Source organism: Mesorhizobium sp. B2-4-19 (assembly GCF_006441315.1).
GTDB lineage: Bacteria > Pseudomonadota > Alphaproteobacteria > Rhizobiales > Rhizobiaceae > Mesorhizobium.
The window spans coordinates 51,842-72,410 of record NZ_VFUV01000023.1 but is presented as its reverse complement, the minus strand read 5'-3'; the positions used below and the strand labels follow the sequence as shown (position 1 = coordinate 72,410).

Here is a 20,569-nt window from a genome sequence, read left to right as displayed (position 1 = left end):
CCGCGAGATCAAGGACGGCCCCAAGCATCTGGACCTGGCCATGAGATCAATGAAGCCGAACGAGTCCTGCGATCAAAAAGCAGCGATCCGCCAAGTGCCGGAACCGTCCTGCGCACCCTCGGTGAAGGCAGGTGCGGCCATCAAAACGCCTTGTCGCACACCGAACATTGGAGACGGGCACTCGATATCGCTCGGCAGGCAGGCACGGGACGCCAGCGTTAAAAAAAATAACGACGGCTCTCACAAATTAGTACTATATTAGCCATGTGTGATGTGCGTGGATTGGGACGCTGCGGTCATCACAGTGATGTGATGACCAGCGGTTGGCTACGACTTTTGGACTCACCGCGGTTCCGACCATCACAGAGGACTGGGAGGTTCCAGCGGGTGTCTTCGCCGGGAACCGGGTAACGCGTTGGGGTAGTTCAATGTATCGGATCGTCATCGCCGACGATCACGGCTTGTATCGGCGCGGCCTTCGGCTTGCACTTTTGGCTGGAATTCCAAACGCCGAAATATTCGAGGCCGCGTGTTTCGATGCTGTGGTCAATCTTCTGGAGGAGCAGGCATCCATCGATCTTGCGATCCTCGACCTGAACATGCCCGGGCTGGTTAACCAGGAGGTGCTCAGCGACGTTCTCTCTGCGTATCCTCACACACGCTTTGCGATCGTTTCCGGGGACGATTCCCGCTCGGAGATCCTGACCGCTCTTTCGATCGGGCTTCACGGTTACATCGTCAAATCGCAGAAAGACGAAGAAGTCGTTTTGGCGGTAAATGAGATCCTTGCCGGCCGGATCTATGTACCATCACTCTTGTCTCGAACGTCTGCCGACCAGAGAGCCTATGCCGCCCTCCCCTCGGCGAAAAATCCAATCCGTCAGCGCATGGGCTCAAGCGATCTTGGCAGACTGACATCGAGGCAAAGGGACGTCCTCAAGCTGATGGCGGAAGGGTACTCGAACAAGGAGATCGCCCGCAATCTGGATATTGCCGAAGCGACAACGAAAATCCATGCCGCCGCCATCCTTCGCGAGCTCGGGGTGCGAAACCGGACTGAAGCAGCCGTTTTGCTGCAAACGTGGATGTCGAGAAATATGAACTGATGTTTGCCTCCCGAAGCGGGACGCGGTTCGGGCCGACATGTATGGGATAGAAGGCGCGGAGCGGCAGGCACTACAGCTCAATTTCCTTCCGCGATAACCGCAACGAATATCGCAGTCCATATTCCAATATTTCCAATTTCGGCGAATGCCCGACAAGCGGCGTGCCGTCCACGCCGATTATCATGGACCCGAACCCGTGGCGCACGACGTTTGAGTTCTTGCGACCTCCCGATTCCACCCAATCGAAAACCAGATCGTCCCCTGCGCCGTCGGATGCGTATTGCCACTTAACTCCGACCTTGCCTTGTGAGTCACCCAACGCGCCGTGTTTCACGGAGTTTGTCGTCAGTTCGTGAAGGATCATCGCAAAGCTCTCTGCGACGCCGCTTGGCACTGTGAGTGAGGGCCCAGTGATCGTTATGTCCCGCGTCTCCTTGAAGGGCTGCAACTCCTGAGCCACGAGATCGTGGAGCATCCCCGACAGGCTCTTATGACGAGACAGGATGAGATGCGTCGCTTCCAGCGTTCTGATCCGATCGATCAGCATCTCCTTGTATTTGGCAACGTCGTTCTCAGGAACATTGATCATTTTTACCAGGGCCGTGATCACCGGGAACAAATTGCTGAACCGATGGCGGTCTTCGAGCATGATGCGCTCGTGCTTCTTTACGGCGGCGCGAAGAAGCGTGGTCTGTCGACGTTCGGTCAGATCGGCCGCCACCCCGATGCGCATTGCGCGGTCGCCATGTTCTTCCTGCCGTCCGCGCAGAGCAACCCAGCGTATGTGCCCATCCATCCGCCGGACACGAATCTCGACGTCGTAGTTCACTACCTGCGAGGGTTTTGCCGAGGCAGCCAATTTCGGCCAGTCGGCCGGATGGACCACGGCCGAGAGTTCTTCCAAGGGGCGGACGGGCTTGGAGGGCAGGCCGAGAATGTCCCAGAATTTGCCGGAGCCCGCGACTGTCCCCTCCTTGATATCTATTCGCCACGTGCCCAGGCGTCCGGCAGACAGAGCGAGATCGAGCCATTCCTTCTGAGCCCGGAGGGCCTCGCGTGCGGCTCGTCGCTCGGAAATATCGTCGACCACCACGAACACCCTTTCGGTGGATGCCTCGTCAGGCCGCGACGAGGACAGGGCAAGACGGGCCCAGAATGCCTTGCCGTCCTTGCGCAACACGCGAATATCGGCAGCGGACGACGCGGCGCCATTATCCAGATCCTTCAACAAGGCCCGCACGGCATCTCGATCGTCGGGAAGAACGAGCCCTTCCAGCTTCAGCTGGGCAAGTTCCTTTTCTCCATAGCCGGTCATCTCAAAAAAACGTCTGTTCGATTGCAACAGTTCGCCGCGTCGATTGGCATTTGCAAAACCCAAGGCAGCGCGCTCGAAGGCCCAACGATAGCGGCTCTCGGCTGCATCGATGGCAGCGAGCCTCGCCTCCGCAACCTCGAGCGCCCCGCGCAAATCCTGTCGCAGGCGATGGAACACGGATGCGATCAGGCCACCCGAGACCACAAGGAAGATGGCGCTCGTCCAATCTTCAGCTGAGAGTTGAGCGTTCAGGACGCGTCGCATCCACAAGCCGGCGACGGCCATGAGAAGCGTTGCGGCGATGGCAACCAACCGCCCTTCGAGGTACACGATAACAATAATTACGGGGATAAACGCAATAAACGTCGCACCCTGGCCGACATATATCGTACTTATCGCTTCGAGTATTATCGATCCTGCAAGCACCAATAGCGAAGCCACATGAGCCGACGGGGTGCTTGACACGTTCGATTTGAGCCAGCGCAGATACGAACCCATGCGCCCAGACTACAACCTTATGTCTAGCTCGTCGAGACTAGGCCGCTAGGGGGCAGCCTAATACCACTGCCCGATTGCCATGCCTTTGCTTGCGAATAGAATCAGTGTCGGCAGGGTTCTTCAGGAAGCCATATTCAAGGAACGCTGCGGAAAAACCTTCCGCAGATTTCTACGATTGTGTCGAAATTCGAGTCGAGGGAGCGCATTTCCGCCAGCAGGCGGAATTCAAAGCAAGTAAATCACACAAAATTTACTTGGGTCGGTAGCAACTATGGTTGGGGTAGAAGCGATGACACTGATTGAGAGGCGCAACGAAACCGTTGCAGTCAGCCAATACATTGTATTGAAAGATACTCGTCACGCACGTCCGATACATCTTTCGGATCGGCCAGACGCCAGACCTGGCGGGCCGCAGCGACGCAGTTTGGAATCCATAACCGGCATGCTTGAGCGCATGGGCTGCGGCTATCTCGTGCTGGACCGCGACAGGAAAGTAATCGAGTGGAACGCAGCAGCGCAGGACACGCTTGAGCGCCAGGGCGAAGCGGCTGACACGGCCGTCGAGCTGTCCGCAGGGCTAAGGCGGCTGGTCGCGAATGTTCCGGTCCATTTCCAGCCGGGATCACTCTCATGGGTGGTCATCCGCAGCAGAGGCGACAGGCCGGTGATCCTGAATGAGGCGGGCGTCGTCACACCCGACGGGACAAGCATCGTCGCATTGCTGGACCGGGAGAACACATCGGCGGCCAACCCTCAGACCTTGCAAAGGATGTTCGGTTTGACCAGCGCGGAAACGCAGCTGGCGTTGCGCCTGGCGCAAGGCGATGCGCCCCTGGAGATTGCTCGCAGCTGGCATCTCAGCCGCACGACGATCCGCTCCCAGCTTGCCTCGCTGTTCGCCAAGACCGAAACAAGGCGTCAGGCTGAACTGGTTGCTCTTCTGGGACGCATTTCGGTCCTGCCGTGAAATAGCGATTTCGGCGGGCGTCAGGACCCGCTCGAACTCAGCAGACCGAGATATGTGCCATGGCAACGCGGCTGCAAATTCTGCGGCCGCGGTTGCGCAGATTGCAAAGCTCGCGGTGCTACCTCCAGCCTGACCACGCGCTATCGAACTCGGGCGGAGCGCGCAATCTCATAATTGGAGTGACTTGTCATGGTCGAACCAAATTCGACGGTCCACAAGCTGGCTGATGCCGCTCGTACGCGGTCGGATGGTGCTGTCCTGAAACTTGCACGCGCGGGACCTATCGTCGTCACAGGTGCCGCCGGATTCATCGGGTTTCATGTCGCGTTACGGCTTTTGCGGCGCGGCCTTGTCGTTATCGGCGTCGACAATTTCACGCCCTACTACGACGTCAGGCTAAAGGAGGCGCGATTTGCGCAGCTCTGTGCCGAGCCGAGGTTCACTGCCATGCGGATGGACCTAGCGGACCAGGCGCAGGTGAAGGCGCTGTTTTCCGACTTCCAGCCATCGCACTTCGTGCACCTCGCCGCCCAGGCCGGGGTGCGTTATTCGCTCGCCGACCCGCGTGCCTATGTGCAGTCGAATGTAGTCGCGTTTCTCAATGTTCTGGAGGGCTGCCGGCACGCCAGCGTCAGCCATCTCGTTTATGCCTCGTCGAGTTCCGTTTACGGCGCCAATCGAAGCATGCCGTTTTCCGAGCACCATGGCGCCAGTCATCCGGTCAGCTTCTATGCCGCGACCAAAAGCGCAAACGAATGCATGGCGCATTCCTACAGCCACCTGTTCGGCTTGCCGGTGACAGGATTGCGCTTCTTCACCGTCTATGGTCCCTGGGGTAGGCCTGACATGGCAGTCTATACGTTCACCCATGCCATCGCCGAGGGGCGAACGATCGAGATTGCCAATGCCGGCCGCGTGTGGCGAGATTTCACCTATATCGACGACATCGTAGAGGGGGTGGTTCGCGTGCTCGCCGCGCCGCCTCGCCCGGATCCGGACTGGGACAGCCGCGCGGCTGACCCCGCCACCAGTTCGGCGCCATATCGGATCTACAATATCGGCAATGACCGGCCCGAAGAAATCAACCGTCTGATCGCGATCATCGAAACTGCCCTTGGCCGCCGCGCCCTTCGCGTCAACGTGCCTTTACCTCCAGGTGACGTCCTGAAAACCCGCGCCGACGTCAGCGACCTCCGCCGCGCTGTCGGCTTCGCACCGGCGACGGCACTGGAGGACGGCGTGCAACGTTTCGTGGAATGGTACCGGGATTTCCATGCAAGCCCCGTCGGCCGAGAACGGCAAGCGTCCATTCAGGCATAGGGCGAGGCCACGGGAGGTCGGACGGCGAGCACAGCGCCGGTTCGGTCACCCGACCTATAGCTGACGCGGCGCGGCTCCCACCAATGCTCCTTCAAATAACGCATACGGACCACAGGATGCAAAAGCCGCGTCGGCGGGCGCGATGGTGTCGCGAGGCGGGTGACCATCAATGCCTCTTGCGGCCGCCGCCGACCTGTTCCTTCAACCATGTTGGAGGCATAGGGCTAGCGGTCGCACGCCGATCGATACGCCGGCGCTGTCGTGAGGCACATCATCAATGGATCGGCCACTTCATTTGCCGGCCTTCAATAACCAGTTCCATTGTTGGCCGCCAATCGCGCTTGGCCTGATCGAAAGCAGGGCAGACACCAAGCCAGGCAGGATCTTCAGTCGCTTGCCGATATAGACGGCCATGGCAACGTTCCAGATGGCCAGGGCAAGCGCGACACCGACAGCCGCGCCAATTGGGCCGTATATCTCGACGCCCACGGCACAGGCTATGACGTTGGCGGCCGCACCGGCGATCATGGTCGTTGCCGCGGCCCATTCGTTTCCGGTCATCGCCAGCAGATTCTGCTGAGGCCCGCACAGCGCAACGAAAACATAGCCCAAAATGAGCACCCGCGCGATTGGCGCTCCCGCAGCAAAGCCCTCCCCGAAGAAGCTCAAGAACGGCTCGGCGATCATCATCATTGGGACGGCCACCGCGATGGCGCCGCCCGCAGACAGCAAGGTGGCCCGCGCGAACAGCTGCTGCAGGCCTTTATGATCGCCTCTGGCGTGCAGATCGGCCGCTGTTGGCGAAAACATGGTAGCGACAGCGATGCGGGAAAGCCCCACTAGCATCGCCACGTTCAACGCCAGGGCGAAAATACCGGCCTCACGGATATGGTCGGACCAGCCCAACACCAGGACGCCGGCACGACTGACGAAAACATCGAGGCCGGTGATGAGCATGAGCGGGGGGACGGCAAGCCACCATCCCCTCGGTTCGTAAGCGGGCTGAGCCTGCCGCAGGCCAGCTGGTTCAAACTTCCTGGCGGTGATGAACACCAGCCCAACAGTGATGGCGGAACTTGTCAGCACCGCCAGCATCACCTGCGGCGCGTGCACCGCCCACAATCCGGACTTGGCCATGATCGCCACCAATACCAACAGCAGCCCGTCTCGCACGATGCGCTCCGGCAACAATGCCGAAACGACGCCGCCGAAAGCACGCACAAGCGTAGCGCCAATGGCATAAGCGGTAATCAAGGGTATGGCCGCCATGCCAAGCATGGTGCTTATCTCAAGTCCTCTTTGCGTATGATCCGGTTGCGCCTGCTCTGAAAAGACGAGGACCAAGGCAGCACCCGCCATCCCGAACAGTGTCGCCGCGAGCAGCGATCTCCGCAGGGCGAATCTTATCACCCCTCGCGCCAGATCAAGCCTGCCGTTGGCTCTATAGGCGGGCACAAAACGCAACAGGGACACATTGAAACCAAGTGTTGCCAGATAGGCGAGCACGGAGGTCCAGGCTAGAACGTAGGCATAGATCCCATAGTCGTGAGGCCCGATGAGGCGCGCAATGGCCAGCTGCGCAAGGCTGGTCAGTCCAGCACCTCCGATGTAGATCAAGAGGGCAAAGACGCTCGCCCTCGCGAGCCGCGAGCCGACGTCCTTATTTCGCCGGGGTGTGGCCATTGGAAGAGCACCGGCGGGATGACCCGGAGACTTGCGAGACACGCGACTATCGATTGCCGCAGCAGGCGCAAGTGGTGCGCTTTCTTTCTGGTCTCGATTTGCGAATCCTTTATCCATTCGTGAAAGCGCGGAAATGATTTGCTTCTCGACCTTACAAATACTTTTGAGCCCAGATTGACTGTCGGCGTTCTCGACGGAAACGACAGTTCGGCCAGAAATCGCGAGGAGATCGTTTATCGATTCGAACACGCCAAAGGCGCGCATATTCACGTCCAAGTCGGCCTCGAAAATCCGCTCCGCCGGCGGCTCGTGCTCCATCCGATGTCGGAGGCGGTCTTCCACGACTGCAGATGGCACCACCAGCCTGACGGTGAGATCGGCCGGCGGCGCGAGACTGAGGGCCTTTTCGAGCGCTTCGCGGCCGGTGCCCCCATTGAACATCGCCAGCGATCCAATCGCTTGAACGTATCCTTGATCGAATATGACAATTTCGGGCGATTGCTTCGCGGCGCTCCAGCAACGCGAAAGATGCAAGATATATCGCCAGATCCGGGCGCGCCATATTCGTTTCCTTGGCGGTATCAACTTCACCATCGACACCGAAGTTGAAATATCGTCCAGTCGCCCGATCGACGATAGAAATATTCCTGCAGTCGAGAATATCGCCGATGCTATTCTGGAGACAAACAGAACGATCCCAAGGTCGAAGCTTCCGGCCCTGGTGCTGGGCTGATAGCTGAGAGCGACCTTGGCGTGATAGCCTTTCGCGCGCAACTGCTGGGCGAGCGCATGCGCAAATGTTGTTTTGCCGGATCCTGGCGGTCCGAAAAATTCAATGATCATTCTGGGGCAGACCCGATTGCTGGAACGCAGTTGGTTCCCAGTGGCATTTTTTTTGAAGAACGCAGACGACGGTCATCATCAAACCCTCTCCAACAGCAGGTCGGCGTTGTCCTCGAGCCTGGAGCCGGCGTACCTCTTTAAATTCACTTGGGTGAGCACACTCCCGACTGGAACGGTGACGGATCCACCGGCCCGGAGCGGCTCCAGAACGCCACGGGCGATGCCGCGCCTCGTCTTGGCCCAGCGAACGGCAAAAAGCACTGCATCGGCCCAGCGCTTCAGGAGCCTGGTTTCGGGGCCGCCGAGTCCCAGCGGCCCGTTGATGATGACGACGTCGTAGACCGAGAGAAGTTCTTCGGTGAACTGGGATTTGTCGACCGTGGACAGAAGCGTCAGCAGATCATCCGAAGGTGCTGGAGCGGCCATGAGATCGATGCCGATTTCTGGCATTTTTGTGATCGCATCCTGGAGCACGCAGCGTTCACTCACATAGTCCCCAAAGGAGTTGTGAGCCTTGGTGATGCCGAATTCGCCACGAAACTCGTTCGTGAGGCGCGCGTCCTTGCGGTCGAGGTCGAGGAAAAGCACCCTTCCTCCCAATCGCGTTGCCGCCAGCGCCAGGCTCCACGCCAACTCTGTCTTGCCATCGTCCAGGATGCTGGACGTCACGAGGATGATGTGCGGCGGCTGCCCCCTTCCCTGAGTTGGCGCCGCAGTGACCAGAAGGGATGTCGCCGCGCGACTGAATGGCGAGTTCTGCTGGCCCAGAACCAGATGCCGCAGTTGCCTGGCATGGAGTCCCGAAACCTTGGGAAGCAGTCCTACGCACGGGATCCCAAGCTCGGCTTCGGCTTCAGCTTCGCTGCGCAAGGTCTGGTTGAACATGTTACGGACCAGGACGAAGACCGCCGCCATCAGACCAAATACGATCATGCCGGGTGGAATCAGGAAAATTCTCGACAGGGTGCTGGGATTTGACGGCGGCCATGCCGTCGACAGGACCGCTACACCTGGCGAGGGAGCGGCGATGCGCCGAATCAAGTCCTGCTGCCGGCTAAGGAGTTCGTTGTAGTGCTGTGTCACGATGGTGACCTGCGGCTCAAGGGCACGCAAGCCGGAAAGCTGGCTCGCAGTGTCGGCCACGGCCGCGTCGAGCACTCTCTTGCGATCCTCGAGAGCCGCAACCTGGGCGCGGTAGACGTTTGCCTCGGCGGCGATGCGCGCGATGCCCTGCTCTATCTCACGGTTGATCGCTGTGCCCGGATCGCCGTCCGCAGCGGCACCCGACTGACGTGCCATGAGGTCGGCCAACACAGGCGATCCGATTTCTTCAGCGATGGCCGATACAGGGGCGCCCGCCTTTCGCAGGTCCTCGATATGGCGAAGGCGCGATTCCGAGGCGGAGAGATTGGCTTTCGACAAGAAAATCTGTCGGCCAAGCTCCGCTGTCTCATTGGCTGCGTTGTTGGCCGCGCTTTGATCAACGGCGCCATGCGTCAGCCGGTACGTCTCCAGCCGATCGGTCGCGTCGACCAGGTCCCTTTGTACTTGCGGCAGGCTGGCGACCAGCGATTCCAGTTCGCGCTGATCCGATGCACGCCGTTTCTGTACGAGATCCTCGATATACACCTGAGCGAATGTGTTCGCGACAAGCGCGGCACGCGCCGGACTGGTATCGGTGAAGCCGATGGTGATGACGCGCGAGCGCAGCTCTTGTCCGACCCTCATTCCGCTCCGAAGCGTCTTCAGCGCGGCGGCATCCGCAGCCTCCGGATTTTCCGCCGCCGGCTTATCCTTCGACCAGACCCGGCTCAGCAGATCGCTCACGAACGAGCCTGCGGTGGGCGGGACGGCACTGATGCCGATTTTTCCGGCGGCGTCGGCTGCCTGCGGTTGACGCAGTGCCGTCAGAACTCGACGCAAGTGGGCTTGCGACGAGAGCATCGTCAGATGGTCATCGATGCTCGAATCCAGCGAGTCTTGAGCGGTCGCCGTAGCGTTCGAAGTGCCGGTGCTCGGGGCGTCGATGATAATCTGGGTCGCCGCCTCGAACAGCACCGGACGAGCAAGGCCCGCGAGGCCGGCCAGTATGCCGCCCAGAAGGGCGACGGCAAGCAAGAGCCATTTTCTCGTCGCCAGGGTAACGACGAGCTGATGGAAGGGAGACGGCGGTTGCATGGGCTCGCGCGGCGGTCGCCTCATCCGCGGATTGGTGTCGAGCGTAGCGACGGCCATCTGCGTAGCACGCGGAAGCCTGGCGCGGCTGGCTATGGAACCTTCCATTTCAATCCCCTGTCAGTTCGATATCATAAGAAGCGCGCGTTGCCGGCGCCGATGGCCGCATGGCTTCGTTGCGCCATGCCTGGAACATCAGCAGCGGCCACAAGTCACGGAAATGATCCTGGTTTCCATGCAGATGATCGCGCCAACATGCATCGACCTTGGCACAGTCGATGACCCCGTCTCCGGACAGGCGTGTCGTGGCGATGATATCCGCTGCCCAATCGCGCAGGGGTCCTCTCAGCCAGCCTCCGACCGGAACGTCGAAACCCTGCTTGGGCCGATCGACCAGTCGGCGCGGCACATAACGATCAAGGAGCTGGCGCAGTATCCATTTGCCCTTGCCACTCCGGACCTTGGCATCGGTTGGCAGGCGCCAGGCGAATTCAACGACGCGATGGTCCAGGATCGGGCATCGTCCTTCGAGGCTGTTGGCCATGGTGGCGCGATCGAGCTTCACGAGGATGTCGCCGGGGAGATAGCCGGTCATGTCGTCGAACAGCAGGCGCGACAGCAGGTCGTCGAACTGTGTCGCGCTGGCATTGGATGCCGCTGGCTTGTGATGAAGAAGCTTGTTGGTCGAAGATTCCGTCAGCCGCTGAAGCAGTTGGTCCTCATTTGCCGCCCCGAACAGGCGGGCGAGGCGGTTCAACCGGTCACCGCGCAATCCGTGCCGCATGTTCGCCGAAAGCGGCAGGTTGCCGAAGATGTCTTTCTGGGAGGCCTGGGCCAGCAATCCTGCCCCCGCCGCCAACATCCGCCGAAATGATGATGGCAGCTCATGCTGCCTTCTGAGGCGGGTTGCCAGGAAATGTCGAGAATAGCCTGCGAAGCACTCGTCGCCGCCATCGCCCGACAGAGCCACGGTGACGTGTCGCCGGGCGAGGCGCGACACCAGCAGCGTCGGTATCTGCGACTCGTCGGCAAACGGCTCGTCCCAGATCCTCGGCAGTTCCGGAATGACCTCAAGCGCCGCGGCCGGTGAAAGATGAAGTTCCGTGTGATCGGTGCCCAGATGCCGCGCAACCGCAGCCGCATGAGGCGCCTCGTCGAACCCGCTCTCGCCGAACGCTATGGTGAACGTGCGAACGGGCTTCGGGGACTGCGCCTGCATCAGGGCGACGACCGTCGAGCTGTCAATTCCACCCGACAGAAAGGCGCCAAGCGGCACATCGGCAACCATTCGTTCGTTGACGGCAAGGCGAAGCAGGCTGTCGAGTTCGGTCGTAAGGTCCTCGTCGCTGCCGGCGATCGGATCCCGCTGCGCCTTGCAGGCGACATCTTCCAGCGACCACCAGCGGCGAATGCGATGCGCAAGCGAGCTGGTGCCGCGGGCATTGGCGAAATCCGCCGCCGTCACCGACAGGACTGAACCGGGCGGCAGCTTGAACACGCCCTGCCAGATGCAACGGTCATCCGGCACCCACCCTTTCGAAAGCATCGTCGCCGCCGCATCGACATCGAGTTCCGGGACGAACCCCGGGAAACAGGTGATCGCCTTCAGCTCCGAGGCGAAGACAAGCGCTTCACGTGTCGAAGCGACATAGAGCGGCTTTTTGCCCATTCGGTCGCGGACGAGGTGGAGAATCCGGTTCTTCAGATCCCATAGCCCGAAAGCGAACATGCCGGCGAAGCGCGCAAGTGCCGCCTCGAGGCCCCAGCTCTCGATCGCGCACAGCATCACTTCCGTGTCGCTGGTGCCACGGAAATGGTGGCCCGCCCCTTCCAGTTCGCGGCGCAGATCGCGAAAATTGTATATTTCGCCATTGAAGGTAATGACATACCGTCCGCTCGCGGAGTGCATCGGCTGGCGACCCGCCTCCGACAGGTCGACGATGGCCAGACGCCGGTGCCCGAAGGCGATCCCGGCTTCACGGCTCATCCAGAATGCCTCGCCATCGGGCCCGCGATGACGAAGGGCCATCATCATCGGCCCGATCGCCCTGAGCGCGTTGGTATTGGCTGCATCGGGCGCCAAGAGAATTCCGGCGATCCCACACATTCTAATATCTCCTCTGGCGAACGATCGCGGGGACCGCCTGCGGCGTTCCGGCGGCAAGGCAGAGGGTCAGACAGAACCACACGATCGGATGGCGGATGATCAGGTGCGGAGCACTGAAGACAGCGATCGATGCCACGAGCGCCACGAGCGTGTCCTGTCTCGCACCCCAGGCGGACAAGGCGGCTGAGCCGAGGATCCACAGCAAGGCCAGGACTGAAATCAGGCCCCCCTGAGTGTAGAGATCGAGGATCGTGCTATGGGCCTCGAAAGGCCGCGGCAGAAACTGCTGATCGACGACGGAGGGACGATCAAGGTGCGGGCCTGGTCCGAGACCCAGCGATCCGGATCTTGCTCCCTTGTCCAATGCCTCGTCCCAAAGCTGGAGGCGAAGTGCCGCGGTTTCCGCGGTTGCTTCCCCGCCCTTGTCCTTGGTGAGGCTCTTGGCGAAGTTTTCGGCATTGGCGGCCTCGCTGAGGGCGTAAGGCGTGATGGAGACCGCCAATGGAAGGAATCCAATGGTGAACAGGAGAGCAAGTTGCCGCGAAAGGCCGACCTTGCCGCCGTCGCTAGTGAGCCATGCCCGAATCCTCAGCCCAAGAAGGATCAGGCAGGCCAGGATCGTCGTATAGAGATAGGTATCGCTCTTTGTCAGCCTTCCGACATAGAAGGTGAGGATCAGGCTGGACAGCCCGAGACATCTTCCCCATGGATTGCTGGTGGTTGTGGCAAGATGCAGGGCCAATGGACCGAGGAGCGCGCAGTAGAGCGCAAGCTGGTTCGGATTGTCGGACCAACCGCTGAAGCGGTCCCAGAACCAGGGGTGGACGCCAGACTGATGGATCCAGCCGAAACCAAGCCCCACCTGAACGACAAAGCCCGCATTCGCGACAGCGATCATCCACCAGGCGATGCGGCGTAAACGGGAAGCTGCGTTGGGTTCCGCGGCGGCCAGGCAGGTAACGCAGGCCAACAGCACATACGCCATCGTGTCATGCAACAACGGATCGAGGAACAGCGTAGTCGTCAGAAAGCCGATGATGGAACCCACGCCCAGGGCAAGCGTCAGGATCATCCAGAAACATGCAAGTTTGGTGAGGGCCGGCGTAACCTCCAGTCGGCCGCCGGCAAGGATGCGGGTGATCGACAGCAATATCCAAAGCGTAAGGAACAGTTCGCTGTAGCCGAACGGCAGCCCGGGGATGCTGAGCTGCACCGCGTAAGACATTGCGATTCCGAAGGCCAGGATCACATCACGGATCATTGCCGCGCCTCACCCAGTCGGGGGGCCGGCGCACCCTCTTCCCTCGAGATCACGGGCGCGGGCCGAGCAAGACTGCCGCGGTATTTGCCACCGAGGACAGTCTTGTACAGATCGCAATACTGGTCGACGACCCACGAGAGCGAAAAGCGCTCCCGCACGAGGCCGACGGAACGGCTGCCCATGATCCTGCCACGGGCGCGGTCGGACAGAAGATCGATTATTCTGGACGCCAGGCCATCGGCATCGCGCGGCGCGACAAGATAGCCATTCCAGCCATCTTCAACCACGTCATTGCAGCCGGGCATTCTCGTGGCGACGATTGGCAACCCGGACAAACCCGCTTCCAGCAGGACGCGCGGAATACCCTCGCGATACTGTGTTGGAAATGCGAACAGATCCGCCATGCCAAGGAGAGCTGGAACGTCCCGCCTTGGCCCCAGGGCGACGACGTAAGGAGCATATTGCTCGATATCGGACCTGCTGACCGCGAACGGACCTTCAGAGTCCTGCGGACCGACAAGCACGAAACGCGCATTGGGCCTCTTGGAGAGAACGCGGGGAACCGCCTTGATCAGGGTCGGAATCCCTTTCTGGCGAGTCAGCCGACCGACAAAGATTACGATTTCGGCCGACTGAAGCCCAAGCTCCTCGCGCATAGCGGCGGCCGAAGGGCCACGGTACCTTGCTGTCGAAAATGCATTCGGGTCGATGCCAGAACTCCGGATCAGTCGCCCTTTGCCGCGACCCACCAGCCGATAGCGGTTGAAGAAGGCCTGATCGTCACGATTCTGGAAGACCGTCATGGCTGTCCAAAGTGACGCCAGCCCCTGAAGGCCACAAAAGACCGGACGCAGCGCCAGCGCCCGTGGCTCCCGTGATGAGAATGTCCAACCAAGCCCATTGATGGTGCGAATGACCGGAAGCTGCCCGCGCACGGCCAGAGGCGTCAGGAGGTTGGGCTTGGTGTCGAAACTTTGAACAATGTCCGGACGCAATTCGGACATCAATTTACGGATCGCGCTGACAGCGCCCCATTCTCCACCGCCACTGGCAAAGCGGTCGAACCCAAACCGGCGATGCGGAATGCCGTGAGGTGAAAAGGCGTCTCCGGCATCGCTCGAGACGGCAGTGACCCGAAAGCCCCGTTCACGCAGCGCCAGAAGGAACGGAATTCTAAGCCGGTGATCCTCGCCTCCTATGCAAACCAGATGCGGACTCATCCTGTCCCTCCTGGATGCCGGCAGAATCCCCATCGCGCAAAACCGCTGGCCCTGTGATCGTTTTCACGGCCCGGCGTCATCGCCCCAGTACGCACAACACCCAGCCTCACGCTAGGAGCAGGCTTGCGCGTTGTCCTCGTCTGTTTGAATGAAGCAAGGAATTGGGCGATGCGGTGATGCAGCGCAAGCGCCGTCGGATCGATGAGTTGAGCGGGAACTCATTCGTTCTAACGATGCCAGTGTCGACATGGTCGCGTACGACACATCAAAGCCAATCAGCAAAACAAGGGGGCTGTGTTGGAAACGTCGGGGTACCCGCGTTTAGAAAGCCGTTTTCCACGTGCCTTGCCATCCGTTGGCGGACCGACAACGGGTCAAGATGTTGCGATAGCTCGCAACAGCAGCTCTCCAGACGGCTTCACATGGAAACAGGCCTCCACCCGCCCTTTGGATATGGACGGACCAACCACCCGTTTCTTCTCGCGGATGGGCGACGACTTCTCCGAAAAATCGGCGTTCTCGCACCTGGAGCGGGTTGTCGAAAAATACCCGGCCAAGATCGCGATCAGCGACGGCTCTACGTCCCTCAGCTTTTCGGAACTGCTCAACGCAGTCCAAAACCTGGCGGCTGCGATTGCCGGTTCAACCCCACCAGGCAAGGCGGTCGGCATTCTGATCGGAAATACTCTCTGGTATCCGGTGGCCATGCTCGCCGCCATGCGGGCCGGCAGGCCCGCCGTGCCGTTGAACCCCCGGGATCCATTTCAGCGCCTCGCGGCAATTTCCACCAGCGCGCGGCTGGCGGCGATCATCAAGCCAGGGCCGGGCAAGCCGGCAGGCTGGCCGGATGCCCCCTCGCTTGAATGGATCGACGCGGCAAGTTGCATGGCTGCAACGCCGGATGGCAGCCTATCGGCGTTGCCGTCCGAAGTGCCGGTCGATGCTCCGGCAATCGTTCTGTACACGTCAGGCAGCACCGGGGCGCCGAAAGGCGTCGTGAACAGCCAGCGGGCGATCCTCCAGCGCGTTCAGCAATATGTGGATGCCTGCCACTTCGGCCCCGACGACGTGTTCATGCCGCTGACCGGGCCGGCGACGATCGCCGGATGCCGCGAGATGATGACCCCGATGCTGTGCGGCGCCACATTGTACCTCTCGGATATAGAGAGCGCCGGTATTCGCGCCGCCCGCGACAATTTCGAGAAGTGGCGGGTGACTGTCGTCTATCTCGTGCCGGCGCTGTTGCGCGTGTTGATGAATGGTTCTGCGCCCAACACATTCTCTTCCTTACGGATCGTGCGGGTCGGCGGAGAAAAGATTCTATGGTCCGATATCGACCGGCTGCGCGGCAGAGTTCCCGAGTCCTGCCTTGTCCAGATCAGCTATTCGTCCACGGAAACGACCGGCACGCAATGGTTCTTGCCGAGGGGCTACCAGGAACACGGCGCAACGGTCCCGGTTGGCTTCGTGCTACCCGGCATCGAATACGCCATCGTGGATGAGAATGCATGCGAGGTCGCCCAGGGCGATGAAGGAGAGTTGCTGATCAGAAGCAACTACACCACGCTTGGCTACTGGGCGGATGGGGAAAACGTCCCTCTTCAGAACTCCGGCAACCCCCTGCTTCGAATCTTCGTAACCGGTGATCTGGTCAAGGTCGACGACACCGGCATGATGTGGATCGTCGGACGAAAGGGACGCCAGATCAAGATCAACGGAAGGCGGGTCGAACCTGCCGAACTGGAACTCGTCCTGCGCCGGGCGCCTCAGGTGGATGATGCCGTTGCGGTGGTGACGGACGCGAACGAACTGGTGGCCTTTGCCGTCCCCGCCGGACCTGGCGCAGAGTTCATTGCTGAATTGCGCGAGCTGATCAGGACGGCCCTGCCGCCGGCTGTTCACCCGACGCGCCTGCACAGTGTTGCCGAGATACCGCGGCTCAAAGGCGGCAAGGTCGACGGTGTCAAGCTACGCGAACTGGATCGCGCACTGAACGCGCAAGACGCCCAGGGCACGCCCATGGCCCGGCAGGCGGCAAACCCGCTTGATATCGAAGGCACCGCGGCGGCCGTATGGGAGAGGATTCTCCCGGGCAAAAGGGCAGCTGGCAGCCGCTGGGACGATGCCGGCGGCGATTCATTGAAATTGCTGCAATTCGTCATGGAACTGGAGACGGCTCTGGGGCGGGAACTCAACCTGGACGCGTTCACGGTCGGGATGAGTTTTGCCGATGTCGTCCGGGCAGCGTCTCCAGGACAAGACACAGGCAGCTCGCTTGTCGAGGCCTGCGACCCGAGACCCGTTTTGTTCATCGTGCCCGGATCGATCGGCTACGGTCCAAGCCTGGCGGCCTTCGGTGCCGAGATGGGCAATGTCGCCAGGATTGTTGCCGTGCGCTACGGGGATCTGAACGATCTGCTGAAGGGACATGGCACGATACCGCGGATGGTGGATGCGGTTGTCGACCAGATCAGCCAGGCCCAGCCCGATGGCAATGTGAAGCTGATCGGTTATTCGCTTGGCGGCGGCGTCGCCTTCGAGGTTGCCGCCAAACTTGTTGCCGCCGGCCGGTCGGTCACGTTCCTGGGAATCCTCGACACCAATATCGGGCCTGGACAGCACAACTATCGTGAAAGACTGGCACGCACCATCCAGCGCATCCGCACGCATCGAGTGACGGTGGATCGCATGATTTTGCGGGCTTTGGCAAAATTGTTTGCCCAATCTGGCGCCGAGGCTGTGCTTGCGAGGGGCATCGACTGGCTGAAATGGAGGAGCTTCGCCAGAGCACGATTCATCTTGCGCCTTGAGCTCGAAGAAGTCCTGCGGATGCGTGCATTTGGCCAGTGGCTCGCGCAACCGAAGCCCACATTGCCGATTACCGCCACCCTGTTCCGATGCAGGCGCACTGGCGTTCCGTCCGACCTTGGCTGGAGTGCTTTCGTCACCGGCCTAAACATAGTTCCGATCGTCGGCGGGCACCTGGACATGCTCGTTGAACCCTATCTCAGCCACAACCGTCCGCTGATAGAAAGAGCCTTTGTGGTGAGCGGCGCATAGCGGGTGATTCGCACACCCGGAGGCTGAATCACGACAGGATGCTCGTGCATCTTGCCGACGATCCACAACAAATCCGCTGGCACTGCCGCCGTGGCGAGAACAGCCTTGTCCTGCGTCGCCGCGCTGAAATATCCCTAAACAATCAACAAGTACCAGGACCAAGGCAGCCTGCCCGTCGCATAGGCTCTCCTTGCCATGATCAACGATTCTATCAATGGGCGCCGGTATTTGATTTGGCCCTAATATATCCTTTCCAATAGGCAGGCACGGGGCACCACCGAATTGGACGAAGGATATTTGCATGACAACCCTCCACTATGCCTCGGGTGGATCGGCCTCCGAGGTCGCAACCGCCGGGTTCAATCTTGTCGACGTTTCATCCGTGGACGAACTCAACGCCTTGCCGGCTGGCACGAAAGGTCTGGTCTGGCTCGATGAAGCCAATGGCGCGACCTCGTCTTTCATTGACAAAGTCACGCCCTTCATCGGCAATCCGAAGGCGTTCGGCTTCTTCCTCGTCGACGAGCCCGATCCCACGGGAAAATGGGGAACCTATGCCACAGCCGACAATCTGAAGGCGGAATCCGACTGGATCCACACCCATCTGCCCGGCGCCAAGACCTTCATTACCATGATGAACATGGGGTCTTCGGCTGATCCCGATTTTTCAAACACCTTCAATCCCGCCAACACGCATATCGACTATTACGGCGTGGATCCCTACCCGGTGCGCACCGGCACAAGCACGGTCGACTACAACATGATCGACAAGACCGTGGCCGCGGCGGTCGCCTCGGGCGTTCCGCTGAGCCAGATCGTTCCGGTTTATCAGACGTTCGGCGGCGGCAACTACACCACCGATACGGGCGGCCAATATGTCCTTCCCAGCGTCGCCCAGGAGCAAACAATGCTGGACCACTGGGCCAAGGTAGCGCCATCGCCCGCCTTCGACTATGCCTATGCGTGGGGCTCGCAACAGGGTGACACCGCGCTTGGCGACTCGCCGGCGCTGCAGGCCCTCTTCCTTCAGCACAATCACAGCACCACCAGCGTGCCTTCGACCGGCGAAGCGACTCCGCCCACCAGCACTGTGCCCCCGACCAGCACTGTGCCCCCGACCAGCACGGTGCCCCCAACCACTACCGTGCCTTCGGCCAGCGATCACACTTTCTACGGCACGGGCGGGGCGGATGTGCTTCACGGCACCACCGGCGCCGATACGATGGTCGGTGGCGGCTACAATGACACCTACTATGTCAACACCGTCGGCGACAAGGTGGTGGAACTGTTGGGCGGCGGCAACGATACTGTGCTGGCATCGGTGAGCTACGCGCTGTCGGCCGGCTCGGAGATCGAGCACCTCGCCATCACGAGCAAGTCCGGCACTACGACCATGAACCTCAAGGGAAACGAGTTCTCCCAAACCATAGACGGCAATGCCGGCAGCAACGTCATCAACGGCGGTGGCGGAAAAGACGTGCTGACGGGAAATGGGGGCAAGGACTTCTTTTTCTTCAATGCCGCCCTCAAGACCGGCAATGTCGACAAGATTACCGATTTTAACGTGACGCAGGACAAGATCGTGCTCGACCACCATGTGTTCACCGGCCTTCAAGCGGGCGCCCTTCCCACCTCGGCGTTCCACCAAGGCAGGGGTGCGCACGACAGTGGCGATCACATCGTCTACAACAGTTCGACCGGCGCTCTGTCTTTCGACAGCGACGGCGAGGGTGGCGCACATCAGATCCAGTTTGCCACCCTGTCTCCGCATCTGTCTTTGACGGCGTCCTCATTCATCGTAGCATAAGCGTTGGAAACGTCAGACCCTGATCACAAGGGTCTGACGTTTTCTTGAATATACCTCAATATACTTGGGTGAAATACTTTGATGGAACGAATCGCTCCAACGAGCATTGGGTCCATCATGAGCACTCGCGGCATCGAATTCCTGCAGAAATGGGTGGAGGACAATGTGCCACCCTATTCCAGGTCCGATCCGACCCTTGCCGCGAAACTCGCCGAGCAAGTGACAGCGGACGCCATCAAGGCAGGAATTCGCCCCGAGGAAATCTCGGAAGAAGTCGGAAGCATGTTGACCACCATGCTTGAAGTGCTCGACCAACGCGATATGAATTGATCGTGCGACCGGTTGCATTGGCAACGTCGCACGCGCCCATGGCCGACACGCCCACTGCTTCGCCGAAGAGAGTGCGACCAAGTTCCTTGATCGCCAGCCAATCCAGTGGTTTGGCTTTTATCGCCTTGGTCAACCCGGGACGGTCTCGTGCTCTTTCAAGACCCGCCTGATGATCTTGTCGAGGTCGTGAGGTTCAGCACCGTTGACTTGTATCAAGGGCCATCCATCCTGGCGCAAGCACTTGCCGATCTCCCTTGAGATATCGGCCTGCCTCAAGCCCCTGTCCACGCCGAGTTCGAACAGGAGGACCTCCAGGAGCGGTTGCTGCGCATGCCGATCCATAAGACGGCGGCGCAACGTTTCCTGCGGCGCATCGAGTTGGATAAGGAGGTCTGGTCGCGGCATGAACGCCAGGCAGTCACGAACCACGTCAATGCTTGGAGTTCGCGCCAGCACAACCAGCGCGCATAAAGCCTGGATTAGGCCCTCTTCGAAAATGAAATAACCTTCCGATTGCTGCGCTCGGCGCCACGACTCGCACAGCAGGGCGATATCGACCTTCATGCGCCATGACCATGTGCGGCTTCGTAGTGGGATTGACGCCAGAAGCCGCGCCGCGACACCATCCTTCGGCAGGGTCGACAGCAAGACCGGGCCGGAAGTGGCAATCTTTTTGCCAAGGCGCCCAATGCCATGGCGAACTTCCGGACCGTCTTCCTGGGCCGACCCATATTCAATCAGGCGATACCCGTTCACTGTCTTCACGTTGATGTCGTGTTTCGCCATCCCCTGGCAGAGGCCGCGAAGAAGTGTGGTCTTGCCTGCACCAGGCGGCCCAAACAACTCGATGATCATCACGCAATACCCAAATGTCTCC

The 20,569-nt window shown here is 60.3% G+C and carries 13 protein-coding genes; 6 read left to right on the top strand and 7 right to left on the bottom strand.

Annotation, left to right across the window (positions count from 1 at the left end; translation table 11 throughout):
- Positions 1-428: 428 nt before the first annotated feature.
- Positions 429-1,106 carry a response regulator transcription factor gene (locus tag FJ546_RS28275; protein ID WP_140892344.1) on the top strand — a complete coding sequence of 226 codons (678 nt, stop codon included), beginning with the start codon at positions 429-431 and terminating at the stop codon, positions 1,104-1,106.
- A 70-nt stretch (positions 1,107-1,176) separates the two neighbouring features.
- Here FJ546_RS28275 and FJ546_RS28270 read toward each other — a convergent pair whose 3' ends face one another.
- On the bottom strand, positions 1,177-2,919 hold the full coding sequence (locus FJ546_RS28270; protein WP_140892343.1) for a PAS domain S-box protein: 1,743 nt from the start codon (positions 2,917-2,919) through the stop codon (positions 1,177-1,179).
- Positions 2,920-3,208: 289 nt separating this feature from the next.
- Between FJ546_RS28270 and FJ546_RS28265 the strand changes: the two genes are divergently transcribed.
- Together FJ546_RS28265 and FJ546_RS28260 are read left to right on the top strand one after the other, a co-directional pair.
- On the top strand, positions 3,209-3,886 hold the full coding sequence (locus FJ546_RS28265; RefSeq protein WP_140892341.1) for a helix-turn-helix transcriptional regulator: 678 nt from the start codon (positions 3,209-3,211) through the stop codon (positions 3,884-3,886).
- Positions 3,887-4,144: 258 nt separating this feature from the next.
- Positions 4,145-5,206, top strand: a complete 1,062-nt coding sequence (locus FJ546_RS28260; protein ID WP_140892360.1) for an NAD-dependent epimerase — start codon at positions 4,145-4,147, stop codon at positions 5,204-5,206.
- 291 nt (positions 5,207-5,497) lie between these two features.
- Here FJ546_RS28260 and FJ546_RS28255 read toward each other — a convergent pair whose 3' ends face one another.
- The 5 genes from FJ546_RS28255 to FJ546_RS28235 form a co-directional block, all read right to left on the bottom strand.
- Positions 5,498-7,732: a polysaccharide biosynthesis C-terminal domain-containing protein gene (locus tag FJ546_RS28255; RefSeq protein WP_140892340.1), complete on the bottom strand. Its 2,235-nt coding sequence runs from the start codon at positions 7,730-7,732 to the stop codon at positions 5,498-5,500.
- A 78-nt stretch (positions 7,733-7,810) separates the two neighbouring features.
- Positions 7,811-10,015 carry an exopolysaccharide transport family protein gene (locus FJ546_RS28250; RefSeq protein WP_140892338.1) on the bottom strand — a complete coding sequence of 735 codons (2,205 nt, stop codon included), beginning with the start codon at positions 10,013-10,015 and terminating at the stop codon, positions 7,811-7,813.
- 1 nt (position 10,016) lies between these two features.
- Positions 10,017-12,014 carry an asparagine synthase (glutamine-hydrolyzing) gene (gene asnB / locus FJ546_RS28245; protein WP_140892359.1) on the bottom strand — a complete coding sequence of 666 codons (1,998 nt, stop codon included), beginning with the start codon at positions 12,012-12,014 and terminating at the stop codon, positions 10,017-10,019.
- A 1-nt stretch (position 12,015) separates the two neighbouring features.
- Positions 12,016-13,275, bottom strand: coding sequence for a polymerase (locus FJ546_RS28240; protein WP_140892336.1), 1,260 nt, complete (start codon positions 13,273-13,275; stop codon positions 12,016-12,018).
- A complete protein-coding gene (locus tag FJ546_RS28235) occupies positions 13,272-14,495 on the bottom strand; it encodes a glycosyltransferase family 4 protein (protein WP_140892335.1) in 1,224 nt (407 codons plus the stop codon). Before FJ546_RS28235 ends, FJ546_RS28240 begins: the two co-directional genes overlap by 4 nt.
- 453 nt (positions 14,496-14,948) lie before the next feature.
- Here FJ546_RS28235 and FJ546_RS28230 point away from each other — a divergent pair, with 453 nt between their 5' ends.
- The 3 genes from FJ546_RS28230 to FJ546_RS28220 all read left to right on the top strand — a co-directional run bounded on the left by FJ546_RS28230 (position 14,949) and on the right by FJ546_RS28220 (position 19,692).
- Entirely contained in the window at positions 14,949-17,555 is a 2,607-nt protein-coding gene (locus FJ546_RS28230) for an AMP-binding protein (protein WP_246686995.1), read from the top strand.
- A gap of 301 nt (positions 17,556-17,856) precedes the next feature.
- Positions 17,857-19,362: a calcium-binding protein gene (locus FJ546_RS28225; protein WP_140892331.1), complete on the top strand. Its 1,506-nt coding sequence runs from the start codon at positions 17,857-17,859 to the stop codon at positions 19,360-19,362.
- Between the two features lie 117 nt (positions 19,363-19,479).
- The gene (locus tag FJ546_RS28220; RefSeq protein ID WP_181168122.1) at positions 19,480-19,692 is read left to right on the top strand and encodes a DUF768 domain-containing protein; all 213 of its coding nucleotides are present in this window, start codon (positions 19,480-19,482) and stop codon (positions 19,690-19,692) included.
- A 129-nt stretch (positions 19,693-19,821) separates the two neighbouring features.
- Here FJ546_RS28220 and FJ546_RS28215 read toward each other — a convergent pair whose 3' ends face one another.
- The gene (locus FJ546_RS28215; protein ID WP_140892328.1) at positions 19,822-20,547 is read right to left on the bottom strand and encodes an AAA family ATPase; all 726 of its coding nucleotides are present in this window, start codon (positions 20,545-20,547) and stop codon (positions 19,822-19,824) included.
- Positions 20,548-20,569 lie beyond the last annotated feature (22 nt).

Bases quoted from the DNA above. Each gene is read 5' to 3' on its own strand.
- FJ546_RS28225 (WP_140892331.1), top strand. From the start codon at position 17,857: ATGACAACCCTCCACTATGCCTCGGGTGGATCGGCCTCCGAGGTCGCA.
- FJ546_RS28250 (WP_140892338.1), bottom strand. From the start codon at position 10,015: ATGGAAGGTTCCATAGCCAGCCGCGCCAGGCTTCCGCGTGCTACGCAG.
- FJ546_RS28235 (WP_140892335.1), bottom strand. From the start codon at position 14,495: ATGAGTCCGCATCTGGTTTGCATAGGAGGCGAGGATCACCGGCTTAGA.
- asnB (WP_140892359.1), bottom strand. From the start codon at position 12,014: ATGTGTGGGATCGCCGGAATTCTCTTGGCGCCCGATGCAGCCAATACC.
- FJ546_RS28255 (WP_140892340.1), bottom strand. From the start codon at position 7,732: ATGATCATTGAATTTTTCGGACCGCCAGGATCCGGCAAAACAACATTT.
- FJ546_RS28240 (WP_140892336.1), bottom strand. From the start codon at position 13,275: ATGATCCGTGATGTGATCCTGGCCTTCGGAATCGCAATGTCTTACGCG.
- FJ546_RS28265 (WP_140892341.1), top strand. From the start codon at position 3,209: ATGACACTGATTGAGAGGCGCAACGAAACCGTTGCAGTCAGCCAATAC.
- FJ546_RS28275 (WP_140892344.1), top strand. From the start codon at position 429: ATGTATCGGATCGTCATCGCCGACGATCACGGCTTGTATCGGCGCGGC.
- FJ546_RS28220 (WP_181168122.1), top strand. From the start codon at position 19,480: ATGAGCACTCGCGGCATCGAATTCCTGCAGAAATGGGTGGAGGACAAT.
- FJ546_RS28230 (WP_246686995.1), top strand. From the start codon at position 14,949: ATGGACGGACCAACCACCCGTTTCTTCTCGCGGATGGGCGACGACTTC.
- FJ546_RS28215 (WP_140892328.1), bottom strand. From the start codon at position 20,547: ATGATCATCGAGTTGTTTGGGCCGCCTGGTGCAGGCAAGACCACACTT.
- FJ546_RS28270 (WP_140892343.1), bottom strand. From the start codon at position 2,919: ATGGGTTCGTATCTGCGCTGGCTCAAATCGAACGTGTCAAGCACCCCG.